General features: G+C 69.5%; 14 protein-coding genes. 7 read left to right on the forward strand and 7 right to left on the reverse strand.

The window, feature by feature from the left end; genetic code table 11:
* Positions 1–6: 6 nt before the first annotated feature.
* The gene (locus tag AB0M02_RS31430) at positions 7–2,583 is read right to left on the reverse strand and encodes a carboxylate--amine ligase/circularly permuted type 2 ATP-grasp protein (protein WP_364233395.1); all 2,577 of its coding nucleotides are present in this window, start codon (positions 2,581–2,583) and stop codon (positions 7–9) included.
* A 197-nt stretch (positions 2,584–2,780) separates the two neighbouring features.
* On the opposite strand from AB0M02_RS31430, the gene AB0M02_RS31435 reads away from it, so the two are divergent.
* Positions 2,781–3,851 (forward strand): NAD-dependent epimerase/dehydratase family protein, encoded by a 1,071-nt coding sequence (locus AB0M02_RS31435; RefSeq protein ID WP_364233398.1) that lies wholly within the window; start codon positions 2,781–2,783, stop codon positions 3,849–3,851.
* A 133-nt stretch (positions 3,852–3,984) separates the two neighbouring features.
* Entirely contained in the window at positions 3,985–6,111 is a 2,127-nt protein-coding gene (locus AB0M02_RS31440) for a bifunctional SulP family inorganic anion transporter/carbonic anhydrase (protein ID WP_364233400.1), read from the forward strand.
* A gap of 76 nt (positions 6,112–6,187) precedes the next feature.
* Here the strand turns inward: AB0M02_RS31440 and AB0M02_RS31445 are convergent, their stop codons facing one another.
* From AB0M02_RS31445 to AB0M02_RS31465, 5 genes are all read right to left on the reverse strand, one after another.
* Positions 6,188–7,189 carry an amidohydrolase gene (locus tag AB0M02_RS31445; RefSeq protein ID WP_364233403.1) on the reverse strand — a complete coding sequence of 334 codons (1,002 nt, stop codon included), beginning with the start codon at positions 7,187–7,189 and terminating at the stop codon, positions 6,188–6,190.
* Between the two features lie 101 nt (positions 7,190–7,290).
* On the reverse strand, positions 7,291–8,520 hold the full coding sequence (gene kynU / locus AB0M02_RS31450; RefSeq protein WP_364233406.1) for a kynureninase: 1,230 nt from the start codon (positions 8,518–8,520) through the stop codon (positions 7,291–7,293).
* A complete protein-coding gene (gene kynA, locus AB0M02_RS31455) occupies positions 8,517–9,368 on the reverse strand; it encodes a tryptophan 2,3-dioxygenase (protein WP_364233408.1) in 852 nt (283 codons plus the stop codon). Before kynA ends, kynU begins: the two co-directional genes overlap by 4 nt.
* 10 nt (positions 9,369–9,378) lie before the next feature.
* Positions 9,379–9,699, reverse strand: a complete 321-nt coding sequence (locus AB0M02_RS31460; RefSeq protein WP_364233687.1) for a YchJ family metal-binding protein — start codon at positions 9,697–9,699, stop codon at positions 9,379–9,381.
* Positions 9,700–9,792: 93 nt separating this feature from the next.
* Positions 9,793–10,281, reverse strand: a complete 489-nt coding sequence (locus AB0M02_RS31465) for a methyl-accepting chemotaxis protein (protein ID WP_364233410.1) — start codon at positions 10,279–10,281, stop codon at positions 9,793–9,795.
* 86 nt (positions 10,282–10,367) lie between these two features.
* Here AB0M02_RS31465 and AB0M02_RS31470 point away from each other — a divergent pair, with 86 nt between their 5' ends.
* Positions 10,368–11,576 carry a DUF6596 domain-containing protein gene (locus AB0M02_RS31470; protein WP_364233412.1) on the forward strand — a complete coding sequence of 403 codons (1,209 nt, stop codon included), beginning with the start codon at positions 10,368–10,370 and terminating at the stop codon, positions 11,574–11,576.
* On the opposite strand, the gene AB0M02_RS31475 is transcribed toward AB0M02_RS31470, so the two are convergent.
* The gene (locus tag AB0M02_RS31475; protein ID WP_364233415.1) at positions 11,563–11,916 is read right to left on the reverse strand and encodes a YciI family protein; all 354 of its coding nucleotides are present in this window, start codon (positions 11,914–11,916) and stop codon (positions 11,563–11,565) included. The two genes, AB0M02_RS31470 and AB0M02_RS31475, sit on opposite strands and share 14 nt — an antisense overlap.
* Positions 11,917–12,130: 214 nt before the next feature.
* Between AB0M02_RS31475 and AB0M02_RS31480 the strand changes: the two genes are divergently transcribed.
* The 4 genes from AB0M02_RS31480 (at position 12,131) to AB0M02_RS31495 (ending at position 16,579) form a co-directional block, all read left to right on the forward strand.
* Positions 12,131–13,123 carry a LacI family DNA-binding transcriptional regulator gene (locus AB0M02_RS31480; RefSeq protein ID WP_364233417.1) on the forward strand — a complete coding sequence of 331 codons (993 nt, stop codon included), beginning with the start codon at positions 12,131–12,133 and terminating at the stop codon, positions 13,121–13,123.
* A 204-nt stretch (positions 13,124–13,327) separates the two neighbouring features.
* Positions 13,328–14,701, forward strand: coding sequence for a sugar ABC transporter substrate-binding protein (locus AB0M02_RS31485; protein WP_364233419.1), 1,374 nt, complete (start codon positions 13,328–13,330; stop codon positions 14,699–14,701).
* A gap of 62 nt (positions 14,702–14,763) precedes the next feature.
* Positions 14,764–15,702, forward strand: coding sequence for a sugar ABC transporter permease (locus tag AB0M02_RS31490; RefSeq protein WP_364233421.1), 939 nt, complete (start codon positions 14,764–14,766; stop codon positions 15,700–15,702).
* A 4-nt stretch (positions 15,703–15,706) separates the two neighbouring features.
* Positions 15,707–16,579, forward strand: a complete 873-nt coding sequence (locus AB0M02_RS31495; RefSeq protein ID WP_364233423.1) for a carbohydrate ABC transporter permease — start codon at positions 15,707–15,709, stop codon at positions 16,577–16,579.
* Positions 16,580–16,590: the final 11 nt, after the last annotated feature.

A 16,590-nucleotide genomic window follows, 5' to 3' on the forward strand; every position in this document is an offset into this window, starting at 1 on the left:
ACCTCCTCAGCCGAGCAACCAGGTGTCCTTCGAGCCGCCGCCGCGCGAGGAGTTGACGATCATGCTGCCGGCCGGCGCGACCCGGGTGAGCGCCGCGGGGGCGACCACCGAGTGGCTTCCGGAGAACACGAACGCCCGCAGATCCACGTGCCGCGGGGCGAGCCGGTGGCCGTCGAAGACCGGGTGGGTGGAGAGTTCGACCAGCTCCTGGGCCACCCAGCGGTGCGGCGCGGTCAGGATCTGCCGCCGCAGCGCGTCGAGCTCCTCGGGTGAGGCGTGCGGGCCGATCACGATCCGGTCGCCGCCGTAGCCGTCCACCGGCTTGCAGACCAGCTCGCCGAGGCGGGTCAGCACCTCGGCCTTCTGGTCCGGTATGCCGCACAGATAGGTGGGTACGTCGGCGAGCAGCGGCTTCTCGCCGAGGTAGTACTCGATCATGGCGTGCACGAAGGCGTACACGGCCTTGTCGTCCCCGATGCCGTTGCCGAGCGCGTTGGCCAGCACGATGGTGTCCGCGTGCAGCGCCGACACCAGGCTCGGGCCGAGCGGCATGCCGTCGGCGCCCGGCGAGTGCACCAGGCTGTCCTCGCCCATCCGCAGGTAGATCACGTCGACCGGGCTGCGGTGGCCGTCGCTGAGCCGCCACACCCGGCCCTCGTCGACGAACAGCTGGGTGCTGCGCACCACGGGTACGTCCATCGCCTCGGCGAGCATCCGGTGCTCGAACCAGGCGGAGTCGTCCGGGCCCTGGCTGAGCACGACCAGAGCCGGGTCGTCACCGGCGGACGGTCCGGCCGCCTCGATCAGCGCCTGCTTGAGCAGCTTCGGCGTGTCCTCGACCGACAGCAGGGCGGCCGGTCGCGGGAGTTCGGGCAGGACGCTCCAGGTGAGGCGGCGGTTCTGCATCGCGTACGCGATCCCGGACGGCACCCGCAGGTTGTCCTCGAGCACGCACCAGTTGCCGGCGTCGTCGCGTACCAGATCAACGCCCGCCACCTGGGCGCGCACCGCCCGCCTGGAGATCAGCGCCCCGCTCGCGCGCAGTTCGGGCGACCCGGTGATCACCCATTCCGGAATCGTCCCGTCGGCCACGATCTGCCGCTCGGTGTAGACGTCGTTGAGGAACGCGTCGAGCGCCTTGACCCGCTGGGTGAGCCCCTCGCGCAGCCGTGTCCAGTCGGTCGTCGGCACGATCCGCGGCACGATGTCGAACGGGAACAGCCGGGTCGCGGCCTCCCCGGCCACACTGAACGTGATGCCCCGGGCCCGCTGCTCCTCGTCCCGGACGTCCTCGCGGTGGCGCAGACCGGTCGCGCCGAGCGAGGTCAGCACCGGCAGGATCCCGGCGTACGCGGGGGACACCCGCCCGTCCGGGAACGCCTCGTCGCCGTGAGCCACGTACGCCTCGATGAGCGCGGGTGCCGGCGTGCCGGGCGGCCCGGCCGTGGTCACCCCGCCCCGGGTGTCGGTCACCAGCAGGTCCACCACGTCGGAGAGCCGGCCGCGCCGGGCCAGGGCGCGCCGCTGGCGTGCCGCCGAGCTGCCCTGGCTCAGCGCCCGGAGCGCGAGGTCGTAGACCTGGTCCCAGTCGCCCAGTTCCTCCAGCTGCGGCCGCAGCTCGGTGATCAGTCGTTCGACCGCGAGGGCGGCCGGGATCGGCACCGGGGAGCGCGGCAGGTCGAGCAGGTCGCCCTCCAGGCCGGAGCGGGCGGCACGCCACATGGCGGCCCGGTGCAGCGGCGGGCGGGCGGCGGGCATCACGAGACCGGCTCGGTGTTCCTGCTGAGCCCGGAGCACGAGCGCGCGGAAGATCCCGGCGATCAGGATGACGGTCTCGACATCCGGGCTGGCGTCGGTGACCCGCAGCTCCACGGTGGGCACGTGCGCCGACGGGCGGACGTCGAAGTAGACCATCTTCGGGTCGCTGATCGTCCCGGAGGCGATCAGGTCGTTGACCAGGGCCTCGTGCTCGGCGGCGGAGTTGAGCGGGCCGCTGTCGCCGGCGGTGGGCCAGCGCATCCAGACCAGGGAGCGGACGCTGGCGTACCCGGAGTCCTCGCCCAGCCAGTAGGGCGAGGAGGTGGAGAGGGCGAGCAGCACCGGCAGGGTGGGCGCGACCCGCTGGGTGATCGCGACCGCCTCGTCGCGGTCCGGCACGCCGACGTGCACCTGGGTGCCGCAGATCAGCTGCTCCCGGACGAGCATCTGGTACTCGTGGAGCATCCGCTGGTAGCGCGAGGTGGGCGTGACCGGCAGCGAGTCCAGGTCGACGAGCGGCACGGTGCCGGCCGCGACCAGGCCGAGGCCGAGTGATTCGGCGACGGTCATCGCGGTCCGGCGCCGCTGCGCGACGCCTTCGCGCAACTCGTCGAGGCCGGCGCTGACCGGGGTGTTGGTCTCCACCACGGAGCGGTGCAACTCGGCCGAGAAATGGGCTCCGTCCAGGCGGTCCAGGATCTCCGGAGCACGGGGTACGAGCTCGCGCGTGGCCAGGTCGACGACGTGCAGCTCCTCCTCGACGCCGAGGGTGAGAGCGGTCCGGTCGGGGACGTGGGGGTTCGGGGCCTGGAGGGACTCCGTCATCGCGACCGCCTTCGGAACGTTTCGGCTGAACCTGCTTATCCGCCGGAGCCTTCCGATCGGATGTGGCGAATCTGTGACGTGCCCGTTTCACGCTCTCGTCAAGCATCACGATCGCGACACCCCGGACCGGGCCACGGCGGCGGTGGCGGCGATCTGTACTCTCGGCGCGTGGCGACCGACACCCCGCGGAGGTCCTGATGAGCAGCGTCGTCGTAATCACCGGCTCGGCCGGCCTGATCGGTTCCGAGGCGGTGCGGCACTTCGCCGCGCTCGGCATGGACGTGGTCGGGGTCGACAACGACATGCGCGGCTACTTCTTCGGTGCCGACGGCTCGACGCAGTGGAACCTGCAGCGGCTGACCAAGGAGGTCGGCGACCGCTACACCCACCACAGCATCGACATCCGGGACCGGGACGGGCTGGACCGGCTCTTCGCCGAGCTGAGCGGCAACATCGGCCTGGTGATCCACTGCGCGGCTCAGCCGAGCCACGACTGGGCCGCCCGTGAGCCGTTCACCGACTTCGACGTGAACGCGGTCGGCACCATCAACATGCTGGAGGCGACCCGGCGGCACGCGATCGACGCGCCGTTCATCTTCACCTCGACCAACAAGGTGTACGGCGACACGCCGAACTCGCTGCCGCTGGTCGAGCAGGAGACGCGGTGGGAGCTGCCCTCCGATCACCGGTGGTTCGGCGGCATCGACGAGACCATGTCGATCGACAGCAGCATGCACTCGGTCTTCGGTGCCAGCAAGGTGGCCGCCGACATCATGGTCCAGGAGTACGGCCGGTATTTCGGGATGCCCACCGCGGTGTTCCGGGGCGGCACGCTGACCGGACCGGGGCACTCGGCGGCGGAGTTGCACGGCTTCCTGGCGTACGTGATGCGGTGTGTCATGGAGCAACGGACATACCGGATTTTTGGGTATAAAGGCAAGATGGTCCGGGACGCCATCCACTCGCACGACCTGGTGTCGGCGTTCGAGGCGTTCCACCGCGCACCGCGGGTCGCCGAGATCTACAACATCGGCGGCGGCCGCTTCTCCAACTGCAGCCACATCGAGGCGTTCGCCATCGCGTCGGAGATCACGGGGCTGGAGGCGCGGACGGAGTACGTCGAGGAGAACCGGGCCGGCGACCACCAGTGGTGGATCAGCAGCACCGCCCGCTTCGAGGAGCACTTCCCGGAGTGGAAGCTCACCTACGACGTCCCGGCGATCCTCCGCGAGATCTACGAGTCGAACAGGGACATCTGGAAGGCCTGATCCTTCTTTTCCCGGAGGCCGCGTGGCGCATGCCGCGCGGCCTTCGCCGTTCCCGCTGGCAACTTGCTGTGTCTTGCGGGGCCGGGGAGCGTTCCGTAACGGTGCGTTAACCGGCATACCGTATTTTTATGAAATGTCCGACTTGACGCAGCTTTTGCGCCGGGACTTGCCGGCGTCCATCGTCGTGTTCCTGATCGCCATTCCACTGTCGCTCGGTATCGCCGCCGCCTCGGGTGCGCCCCTGCTGGCGGGCCTCGTCGCCGCAGTCGTCGGTGGCATCGTCGCGGGTGCCCTCGGTGGCGCCCCACTACAGGTGAGCGGCCCCGCCGCCGGCCTCACCGTGATCGTCGCCGGAGCGGTCGCCGACTTCGGGTTCGCCGGCACCGCCGCCATCGTGGCCGTGGCCGGCCTGATCCAGATCCTTCTCGGCGTCTCCCGCCTGGGCCGCGCCGCGCTCGCCCTGTCCCCGGCCGTCGTGCACGGCATGCTCGCCGGCATCGGCCTCGTCATCGCTCTCAGCCAGGTGCACGTCATGCTCGGCGGCGCCGCGCAGAGCTCCGCCTGGCACAACCTGCGGGACCTGCCCGTACAGATCGCCACGCACCACGGTGTGGCCGCGCTCCTCGGCGCGCTCACCGTCGCCATCCTTCTGCTCTGGCCCCGGCTCGTCAGCGTCTCCATGCTGCCCGCCGCGCTGGTGGCCGTCGTGTCGGTGACCGCCCTCGCCGCCGTCATGGGCGCCGACGTGGCACGAGTGCAGCTGCCCGACGAACCACTCGCCGGCCTGATCCGCCCCGCCTGGCCGGACGCCCCGGTACGCGAGATCGCCCTGGCCGTCATGACCATCGCCCTGGTCGCGAGCGTCGAGTCCCTGCTCTCCGCGGTGGCCGTGGACCGGCTCCACGACGGCCCCCGCGCCAACCTGAACCGCGAGCTCGTCGCACAGGGCGCCGCGAACACCGCCTCCGGACTGCTCGGCGGCCTGCCGGTGACGGGGGTGATCGTGCGCAGTTCGACGAATGTGGCGGCGGGTGCGCGTACCCGGGCGTCAGCGATCCTGCACGGCCTCTGGATCGCCGCGTTCGTACTCCTCTGGGCGGACCTGCTGGAGACCATCCCGATGGCGGTGCTCGCCGCGGTGCTGATCGTGGTCGGGTTGCGCCTGGTCAGCCTCGCGCAGATGCGCACGTACGCGCGGCATCGGGAACTGCCGACCTACCTGGTCACGGCGCTCGGCGTCGTCTTCACGGACCTGCTGACCGGTGTCGCGCTCGGCATGGTCAGCGCGGCGGTGCTCATCCTGTGGCGGCTCACCCGCTGCGAGATCCGCCGTGCCGAGCGGGCGCCGGGGGAGTGGCTGGTCACGATCAACGGAACCCTGGCGTTCGTGGAGTCGGCGCGGCTCACGCGTGAACTGACCGCGCTGCCGCCGGGAGCGGACGTGGACGTCGAGCTCCATCTCGACTACCTGGATCACGGGGCGTTCGAGACGATTCGGGAGTGGCGGGAGGGCTACGAGCGGGCCGGGGGCAGCGTCCGGATCCGGGAGGTGCACGACTCCTGGTTCCATCAGGCGACTTCGGGGCGGCTGGGGGGCGGGAAGCGTACGCCGCGAGTCATCGGGTCGTGGTCGCGGTGGCAGGACATGGATCAGCAGCGGCGGGATGCCATGGCGGCGGGGATCGCGGAGTTCGAGCGTACGGTCGCGCCACTCGTTCGGCCGCACCTCGCTGACCTGGCGCGCGACGGGCAGAGTCCGCAGCAGCTCTTCATCACGTGTGCGGACTCCCGCGTGGTCCCCAACCTGATCACCGCCAGCGGCCCCGGCGACCTGTTCTGCGTCCGAAATATCGGAAATATCGTCCCAAAGTGTGGAGAGGCGGATTCGTCAGTCGGCGCCGCCATCGAGTACGCCGTCGAGGTCCTCGGCGTCACGACGATCACCGTCTGCGGCCACTCCGGCTGCGGCGCCGTCCGCGCCCTGATGACCGGAGCCGCCCGCCCCGACTCGGACCTGGGCGACTGGCTCTCCCACTCCGGCGTCCGCTTCACCGACCCCACCGACGAGGAACGCTGCTGCACCGACAACGTTCTCAACCAGCTCACCAACCTACGCACCTACCCGACAGTCCGCGCCGCCGAAACAGCCGGCCACCTGCGCCTCAAGGGCATGTACTTCGACCTGGCCCAGGCCCGCATGTACGAGGTGGACCCCATCATGGGCAACCCCCACCCCGTCTCCTCCCTGCCGGCCGCCTGACGAACCCCCCACCCGCGCGGACCTTGGGCGCCGGGCCCGCCCTGCGTGCGCTCGGGCGCCCAAGGTTCGGGGACGGTCAGCGGCAGGACGGGCGGATGGCGTCGTCGACCACGCGCGCTGTGGCCAGGACGTCGGCGAAGCGGGAGGGGTCGAGGTCCATACCGCTGGGGATCCACGAGATCTCGGGGCTGTCACTTTCGGTCATCGCGGAGAGGATCTGGGAGGGGTCCAGGCCCGCCGACTGCAACGAGTGGATCTCGCGGATGTTGATGCCGGGCGGGAGCGGGCCGTTGCCGAGGTCGGTGCCGTAGCGGACGCTTCCCCCGTACCCGATGAAGCGCCGCAGGTTGTCGACGGCGATCTCCCGCGCCGGGTCGGGATCTCCCCAGCCGTGGATGTCCAGCGTGCTGATCCACCGCATGCCGGCGGCGCAGGCACGCAGAAGAGTGTCGTCGAGCCGTTCCGTCCACGGCGTATGCGCCAATATGTCCACCCCCGCCGCGCAGGCCGACGCCGCGGTTCCGGGACCCTCGGCGTGCACCACCACCTCCAGCCCGGCAGCGTGCGCGGCGCCGACCACTGCCTCCAGCGTCGGCTGCGGCAGTCGCGGCCCCCCGGCGTGCGCGGTCACCTTGATCAACGACGCGCCGCCGGACCGCGCCTCGGTGACCGCCGCGGCGGCGTCCGCGGCCGAGGTGATCTCGCGCCAGCTGCCCGCGGGCGCCCACACCCGATCGCTCGGATAGCCACCAGGAGCGATCAAAAACGGACCGGCGTACCTGAGGCGCGGCAACTTCGACCCGGGCTGCCGGGTGCGTGCGGCGAGATCTTCGAGCGAGGAGGGTACGCCACCGAGGTCCCAAACCCCCGCAATCCCCCCAGCCCGAACCGTGGCCAGGTCGACCAGCGCCGAGTGCACATGCGCGTCGACGAGCCCCGGCAGCAGCGTCCCCGGAAACCGCCGCGTCCCGGCAACCGGCGCCATCTCCACCGGCACCGGCTTCACCACACCGTCCGCGCCCACGCGCAGCGCCACTCCCGCGCGCAGCCGCCCGCCCCACCACACCGAGTCAGCCACCAACCACCCGATCCGTGGCTGGTCACCACCCTCGCGCAGGGCCGCCGCCGCACAACCACCGGTCCCGCCGCAGCAGCCACCAGTTCCAGCTCCAGGCGAGCTCACCGGTTCTTCTCGATGAGGTCGCGCAGGACGGACAGGCCCTGACAAACCTCCGTGAAACTGGTGCTCAACGGCGCCGGACCGATCCGTAGGCCGTCCGGCCGGCGGTAGTCCGGGATCACCCCGCTGTCCCACAACGGCGAGAGGAACTCCTTGAAGCCGTCCCTGCGCAGCGTCACGTGACCGCCCCGCTCCGAGGCCGACCGCGGCCCGGCCACCTCCACCCCCAGCGGCGCCAGCCACTCGTCCGCCAGGTCCAGTACGTACCCCGTCAGCAGCAACGACTTGGCCCGGACCGCCTCGATGCCCGCCTCCGCGAGCATGTCGAGGTTGGCGTGCAGCGGGACCATCGCCAGGATCGACGGTGTGCCGCTCAACAATGCCCGGATCCCCGGCGCCGGTTCATAGCCGTGGCCCATCTCGAACGACGCCCGATGGCCCATCCAGCCCTGGATCGGCTGGCGCACCGTGTCCTGCAGGTCCCGCCGCAGGTAGGCGAAGGCCGGCGCCCCCGGCCCCCCGTTCAGGTACTTGTAGGTGCACCCGACCGCCAGGTCGACCCCCCACGAGTCCAGCGAGATCGGCACCGACCCCGCGGAGTGGCACAGGTCCCACATCGCCAGCGCCCCCGCGGAGTGCGCGATCCGATTGATCTCCGCGACGTCCGCGATCCAGCCCGAGCGGTAGGCGACGTGTGAGAAGAGCACCAGCGCGGTGTCCTCGTCGATCACCGACGCGACCTGGGACGCGTGGATGCCGGTCTCCGGGTCCGTGGAGATCCACACCAGTTCGAGACCACGGGCCGCCGCGATACCCTCGAGGACGTAACGGTCGGTGGGGAAGTTGTCCGTGTCCAGCACGATCTTGCGGCGGCCGGGGCGGGCCGTGACGGCGGCGCCGGCCAGCTTGTAGATCAGGACCGTCGTCGAGTCGGCGATCACGGTCTGGCCGGCGGCCGCTCCGAGGGCCACCGCGCCGAGCCGGTCGCCCAGGGTGAGCGGCCAGTCCAGCCAGCCCTCGTCCCAGCCGCGGATGAGCCGCCCGCCCCACTGGTCGCGGATGAACTCGTCCATCAGACTCGCGGTCGCCTCCAGGGGGCGGCCCAGCGAGTTGCCGTCGAGGTAGGAGAGCAGGTCACTCGCCGGCGGGGTGATGAACCTGTCCCGGTACGCCGCGAGCGGGTCGGCCGCGTCCAGTGCGGCGGCGCGGGCCGGCAGATCGTCGCTCAACGAGGCACCCCTATTTCGGTCCGGACGGCATAGAGCTCGGGGAAGAATGTCAGATCCAGCGCCGCCTTCAGGAAGGAGACCCCGCTGGAGCCGCCGGTGCCGCGTTTGAAGCCGATCGTCCGTTCCACGGTCTTGAGGTGCCGGAACCGCCAGAGCTGGAAGTTCTCCTCCAGGTCGACGAGCTCCTCGCACGCCTCGTACACGTCCCAGTTCGCCTCGGCGTTCTCGTAGATCTGCTGGAACACCGGTACCAGGTCGGGCTGGTACTCGTACGGCTCGGTGACGTCGCGCTGCAGGATCTCGACCGGCACCTGGTGCCCGCGCCGGGCCAGGAAGTGCAGGAACTCGTCGTAGACGCTGGGGGTGCCGAGGGCCTCCTCCAGCAGCGCGCGGGCCGGCGGGTGGTCGTCGAAGATCGCGAGCATGTGCCGGTCCTTGTTGCCGAGCAGGAACTCGATCGCCCGGTACTGGTACGACTGGAAGCCCGACGACGTGCCGAGGAACGAGCGGAACTCCGCGTACTCCGTCGGGGTCAGGGTGGCCAGCACCGACCACTGCTCGGTGAGGGTGCGCTGGATGTGCTTGACCCGGGCCAGTCCCTTGAGCGCGGGCCGCAGCTCGTCCTTGGACAGGTACTCCTGGACCGCCCGCAGCTCGTGGATGATCAGTTTGAGCCACAGCTCGGACGTCTGGTGCTGGAGGATGAACAGCAGCTCGTCGTGGTGCTCGGGCACGCTGACCGGGTGCTGCGCGTTGAGGATCTCGTCGAGGTGCAGGTACTCACCGTACGAGAGGTTGACCTTGAAGTCCCGGACGATGCCGTCCTCGAGGGGCCGCTGTGCCGACATGCTCTCTTCCTTACCGCAGCGGGCCCCAGTACACCCACTGACCCTCGTGGCGAACAAACCGGCTTTTCTCCTGCATGACGCCCGGAGTGCCGCCGTCACGGTAGTGCGCCCGGAACTCCACCGCACCCTCGGCGTCGAACAGGCCGCCGCCGCTGCTCTCCAGCACCTCGAGGCGGGTCCAGCGCAGCCCGGGATCGTTCTCGACGGACTCCGGGCGGGTCTGCGGGTGCCAGCTCCGGAGCAGATGGTCACGCTTGTCGAGGGCGAACGCGCTGAAGCGCGACCGCATCAGGGCTTCCGGGTCCGCCGCCGGCTTGCCGTCGTGGATCAGGCCGCAACATTCATCGTACGCACGGAGCCCGCACGGACAGACTGATGACGTTGTTCGGGGTCCACGCTTGCGAGCCATGCGCCCCAGTATTTCTCAGCCCGCCTGCTGCTCCACCACGATCCCGCTGATCACCTTCTGGCAGCGGTCGAGCTCCTCGATGAGCCCCTGCATCTCCTCTATGGCGGAGACCGCGTTCTGAGTGTCGGCCCGGATGCCGCCGACCTGCGTACCGATCTCGCTGGTCGCCGTGGCCGTCTCGTTCGCCAGGTCCTTGACCTCGCTGGCGACGACCGCGAAGCCACGTCCCGCCTCGCCGGCCCGGGCCGCCTCGATGGTCGCGTTCAGCGCCAGCAGGTTGGTCTGTTTGGCGATCGTGGCGATCAGCTGCACGACCTTGCCGATCTCGGTGCTGCTCGCCTCCAGCCGCTGGATCACCTGAACGGCGGTCTCGGCTGCGGTCACGGCCGCGGCGGTGGCGGTCGCCATGTCGTTGCTGACGTTGGCGAGGCGGTGCACCGAGTCGCGCGCCGACCAGTCCTGCTGACCCTCGGAGGACCATTCGTTCTGCTCCCAGTCGGACATCTGCCGACGACCTCCTTCTGCCAGTCGCCTCAAAACATGCCATCCCGCCCAAGGGGTTCGGAGCGTTTTTGCGAAAGACTGGTGGGGTGGGTGAGGTGAAGACCGTCCTCGATCGGGTGTGGCGTGTTGACGCGGCCGGGATGCTGGGCGTGCTGGCTCGTCGACTCGGTGACCTGGATGTGGCCGAGGAGGCGCTGCAGGACGCCGTGGCGGAGGCCCTGAGGAATTGGGGCGCTTCTGGCGTACCCGAAAATCCTGCCGGATGGCTGGTGCAAACCGCCTGGCGCAAGGCCCTCGATGCTCTTCGGCGGGAGGCCAACGGCCGGGTGAAGGTCGCTGAGCTGGCCGCGGCACCGCCCGGTCCGCCCTCCGGCGACGACCGCCTCGCGATGATCTTCGCCTGCTGTCATCCCGCCCTGCCGGAGCCGTCCCGGATCGCCCTCACCCTGCACGCCGTCGCCGGCCTGCCCGCGGAGACCGTCGCCGCCGCGTTCCTGCTGCCGAGGGCGACGGCCGCGCAGCGCCTGGTCCGCGCGAAGCGGCACCTGCGCGATCACGGCGTGCGGATCGTCACCCCGCCGCCGGAGGAGTTCCCGGACCGGCTGCCGTCCGTGCTCCGGGTCGTCTATCTGATCTACAACGAGGGTTATCTGGCGAGCGACACCGTCGAGCGCCGGGAACTGGCCCGCGAGGCGCTGGATCTGGCCCGGCAGGTGAGCGCGCTGATGCCGGGGGAGCCCGAGCCGGCCGGGCTGGCCGCGCTGCTGGAGTTGCACGAGTCGCGTGCCGCGGCCCGCTTCGACGGCGCCGGGCGGATCGTCCTGCTGGAGGATCAGGATCGGACGCTGTGGGACGCCGGGCTGATCACGTCGGCGATGCGGCGGCTGGCCCGGGCGGCCGCGCGTGACCGGCCGGGGCCCTACCAGCTGGAGGCGGCGATCGCGGCGCAGCACGCGCTGGCGCCGGCGTACGAGCGGACCGACTGGGCGACCGTGCACAAGCTCTACGACCTGCTGGTGACGGTGCGCCCGACCCCGGTGGTGCTGCTCGGCCGGGCGGTGGCGACCGGGTTCACCACCGGACCGGCGGAGGCGCTGGCCGAGGTCGACGCGCTGGGCGGGCAGCTGTCGACCTACCGGCTCTGGCACGCGACCAGGGCCGGCCTGCTGCGCCGGCTGGGCCGGGTGGAGGAGGCAACCGAGGCGACGCGGCGGGCGCTCGCGCTGGCCACCAACCCGGCCGAGCGTGACCTGCTCGCGCGCCGCCTCGACGACCTCGGCGTCAGCGCTCCATGAGCGGCCGGACCTCCACCTTGTCGCCGACGGCCGTGATGCCCGGCCAGCCGGCGGCCACCGCGACGGCCTCGTCGATGTCGTCGGCCTCCAGCAGAATGAACCCGCCGACGACCTCCTTGAGCTCCAGGTAGGGGCCGTCGGTGACCTCGGGCTTGCCGTCGCTGCCACGGCCGACCGTCTTGGCCGTGCTGGTCGGCTGCAGTTCGGCGCCGCCCTCCAGGACCTTTCCGGCCTCGAACCACTTCTGCCACCACTGCTGGACCTCGTCCATCAGGCCCTCGGGCAGTTTCGGCTCGTACCAGTTCGACTCGTCACCGGTGAGGATCATGACGTAGCGCATCTGCGTTCCCCTTTCGATTTCGGGCTGTCACTCCGATGACGATCGGGCGGGCCGGGTAATCGACATCCAGTCTGGCTGAGCTTTGTCTTAACCGCTTCATGGCAGGCTTTGTCCCTTGCCCTGCCCGCAAGCCGGTGCAAGTGTTGACAGAGCATCCGAACAGCACCGCACAGTCCAGTTCAGTTCTTTCATCAATCTGACGTAGGATTCCGCCGTGACCAAACGTCTTGCCGAGGTGGCGAAAAAGGCCGGGGTCAGTGAGGCGACCGTCAGCCGGGTTCTCAACGGGCGCAGCGGCGTCTCGGAGGCCACCCGGACGTCGGTGCTCACCGCCCTCGATGTGCTGGGCTACGAGCGGCCCACCAAACTGCGCGGCGAGCGTGGCCGGCTGGTCGGCCTGGTCCTGCCCGAGCTGCAGAACCCGATCTTCCCGGCGCTGGCCGAGGTGGTGACCGCCTCGCTCGCGCAGCGCGGCTTCACCCCCGCGCTCTGCGCGCGCACGATCGGCGGTGTGCCCGAGAGCGACTACATCGAGATGCTCCTGGATCACCAGGTCAGCGGCGTGGTCTTCGCCGGTGGGGCATATGCGCTGGCCAACGCCGAGCACACCCACTACCGGGCGCTGACCGACCGCGGCATGCCGGTGGTGATGGTCAACGCCGGTGTCGACGTGGGCTTCCCGCACATCTCCACCGACGACGCCGTCGCCGTCGAGCAGGCCTACGGGCACCTGCGCTCCCTGGGCCACGAGAAGATCGGCATGGTCATGGGCCCGGAGGACCACATGCCGTCACGCCGCAAGCTGGAGGCCCTCGCCAAGTTCGCCGACGCGCAGTGGCTGGTGGAGCGGACCACGTTCTCGATGGAGAGCGCCCGTCTGGCCGCCGGCAAGCTGATCGAGCGCGGCGCCACCGGCCTGATCTGTGCCAGTGACGTGCTGGCCCTGGGCTCGATCCGGGCGGCCCGCCGCCTCGGCCTGGACGTGCCGGATGACGTCTCCGTGGTGGGCTTCGATGACTCGGCGCTGATGACCTGCACGGATCCGCCGCTGACGACCGTGCGGCAGCCGATCGAGACGATGGGGCAGGCCGCCGTCGACCTGCTCGTGAACCAGATCGAGGGCACCGGCGCGGAGCCCGACGAGCTGCTTTTCGAGCCGGAGCTGGTGGTCCGCGGGTCGACGGGACCGGCGCCGCAGAAGGACTGATCAGGCAAAACCTTGTCAAGGGACGGGCCAACGGCCCGTCCCTTTTTTGCACCCATCGTCTGTCGAAAAATTTCTAGGAGTCGTCTGGTTCTTGCGCGGCGCACGCCTGACTTTGTATCGTCATCGCCACGAAACATGCGAGAGCCAGGTCACATCTGGCTCCATCCCATAGGCGCGGGTCTCATGGAAGGGCGTCCTCTCACCATGTTCGACACCAGAAAAGCGCTCGGCGTCCTACTCGTCTCCGGCCTGGGCCTCGGCCTCACGGCCTGCTCCACGAAGAGCGACGACAGCGGAACCGACGCCGGCGGCAAGGTCACGATCACCGTCGACTGCCAGCCGGTCGGAGCGCAGAAGGAGCTCCTGCAGAACTGGAACGACGACGTCGCCGCGTTCCAGCAGGAGAACCCCGACATCACCATCAAGAGCGTCAGCGTCGGCGAGCAGTGCAACAACCCGCCGGACTTCACCGCCCGGCTCGCCGGCGGCACCATGACCGACGTCTTCTACGGCTACATGACCGACCTCGGCCAGGTGCTGGACTCCGGCCAGGCGATGGACATCACCGAGTTCGCGAACAAGGACACCATCCCGACCTGGGACAGCGTCGACCCGGCGCTCAAGGAGGTCTTCACCGACGGCGGCAAGCTGTACGCGGTGCCGGTGAAGAACTACTCGATGGGCCTGGTCTACAACAAGACGCTGTTCGCCAAGGCCGGACTCGACGCCAACAACCCGCCGAAGACCTGGCCCGAGGTGCGCGACGCGGCCAAGAAGATCGCCGCGCTCGGCGGCGGCATCGCGGGCTACTCGGAGTACAGCGCCGGCAACACCGGTGGCTGGCACTTCACCGCGCTGCAGTACTCGCAGGGCGGCCAGGTCCTGACCGAGGACGGCAAGAAGGCCGACTTCAACAACGCCCAGGGCAAGCAGGTCCTGCAGAACCTCAAGGACATGCGGTACACCGACAACAGCATGGGCAGCCGCCAGCTCCTGCAGTGGGGCGACCTGCTGACCAACGCGGGTGCCGGCAAGGTCGGCATGTTCGTCGGTGCGCCGGACAGCACCCAGGCGATCGTCAGCCAGTTCCAGGGTAAGTACGAGGACTGGGCGATGGCTCCGCTGCCGGGCCAGGACGGCGCGGGCAAGGCCACCCTGGGTGGCGGCGAGGGCTACTTCTTCAAGAAGGGCCTCTCCCCGGAGCAGGTCAAGGCGGGTCTCAAGTGGCTGGCCTACCAGAAGCTCACCCCGGGCAAGGGCCAGTTCGACTACGCGCGGGCCAAGCCGCAGAACTACCCGGTCGGCCTGCCCCAGCCGCTGCTGTTCACCAACGGCAGCGACGCGCAGAAGCAGGAGCTCGAACTGCGCAAGGCGAACGCCAACGTGGACACCGCCAACTTCTCGATCTTCGAGGCGAACCCGGTTCCGATCAAGGGTGAGCCGAAGAACGCGCAGGCGATCTACGCGGTGCTCGACTCGGCGATGTCGGGAGTCCTGACCGACCCGAAGGCGAACATCGACACGCTGCTCAAGACGGCCGAGGAAAAGGTCAACCAGCTCCAGGCCGCCGGTAGCTGACGCCGCGGACGCGGGGGCCGGCCGCCCGGCCCCCGCGTCACACGAGAACTCGGGAGTATCCCTTGGCGATCATCACTGCCCCGGCGCCGGCGAAACGGACGGACACCGTGACCCAGGCGGCCACCCGGCGCAGCCGCAAACTCCGCGACAACCTCACCGGGCACACCTTCCTGATCGGGGCGGTCCTCTGCTTCGCCCTCTTCATGTGGTACCCGATGATCCGCGGCGTCGTGATGAGCTTCCAGCGCACCCGCCGCGGCGAGACCACCTGGGTGGGCTGGGACAACTACATCCGGATCATGAACGATCCGAGCTTCTGGATCGCCTGGAAGAACACCTTCTACTTCACCGCCCTGGCGCTGGTCCTCGGCTTCGCGGTGCCGTTCTTCGTGGCGATCCTGCTCAACGAGTTCCGGCACGCCAAGGGCTACCTGCGGATCCTGGTCTACCTGCCGGTGATGCTGCCGCCCGCGTCGGCGCTGTTCCTCTTCAAGTACTACGCGTACGACCCGAGCGAGGCCGGTCTCTTCAACGCGATCCTCACCGCGGTCGGCCTGCCCACGTCGGAGTGGATGCAGTCGCCGACGATGACGATGCCGGCCATGGTCATCGCCTCGACCTGGATGAACATGGGCGGCGCGGTGCTGATCTACCTGGCGTCGCTGCAGAACATCCCCGGCGAGCTGTACGAGGCGGCCGAACTCGACGGCGCCGGCATCTGGAAGCGGATCCTGCACGTGACCATCCCGCAGACCAGGCTGATTCTGGCTCTGCTGGCCATGCTGCAGATCGTCGCCACCATGCAGCTGTTCATCGAGCCGCTGATCCTCGCCAACGGCGCCGGCACGCAGGACTCGGCCACTTCCGTGGCGTACCTCATCTATCAGCACGGCTTCTTCCAGAACGACCTCAACGGCGCCGCGGCCCTCGGCGTGATCATGCTGATCGTCCTGGCCGCCTTCTCCGCCGTGTACGTGCGCCTGACGACGAAACAGGACTGACGCCATGACCCGGACGCTCATCTCCCACTCCCAGCTGCAGCGGGGCCGCGGCAAGTTCGTCTACTGGACGCTGCTCACCCTCGTCGTCGTGGTGTTCACCCTGGTGTTCCTCGGGCCGCTGTACTGGATGGTGACCGGCGCGCTCAAGAGTGGCCAGGAGATCGCGCAGACCCCGCCGACGCTGTTCCCGCAGGATCCGCAGGTGCAGAACTACGTCGACGCGTGGAACAACCTGGACCTGGCGAAGCTGCTGTTCAACACGTTCTACTACGCGGCCGGCGCGGTGCTGTTCCAACTCGTGCTGGACACCGCCGCGGCGTACGCGCTCTCCAAGCTCCGCCCGGTCTTCGGCAACGTGATCCTCGGCCTGATGCTGGCCACCCTGATGATCCCGGCGATGGTCCTGATCGTCCCGCAGTACGTCACCGTGATCGAGCTGCCGATCGTGCACCTGAACCTGCTCGACTCGCCGTTCGCGATCTGGCTGCCGCTGGTGGCGAACGCGTTCAACATCTTCCTGCTCAAGCGGTTCTTCGACTCGATTCCGGAAGAGCTGATGGCGGCCGCGTTCGTGGACGGCGCGACGCCGCTGCGCACGCTCTGGTCGATCATCCTGCCGATGTCGCGCCCGATCCTCGGCGTGGTCTCGATCTTCGCGGTCACCGCGGTCTGGAAGGACTTCCTCTGGCCGAAGCTGGTCATGCCGTCACCGGAGACGCGCACGGTCAGCGTCGGCATCTACGCCTTCTCGGGCGGCACACCGATGAACATCGTGATCGCCGCCTCGGTCATCGCCGCGATCCCCACGGTGATCATCTTCCTGATCTTCCAGCGGAACATCATGTCCGGCCTCACCACGGGCAGCCTCAAAGGCTAACCGCGTGTGGA

It is taken from the genome of Actinoplanes sp. NPDC051861, from assembly GCF_040681145.1.
Taxonomy (GTDB): Bacteria; Actinomycetota; Actinomycetes; order Mycobacteriales; family Micromonosporaceae; genus Actinoplanes.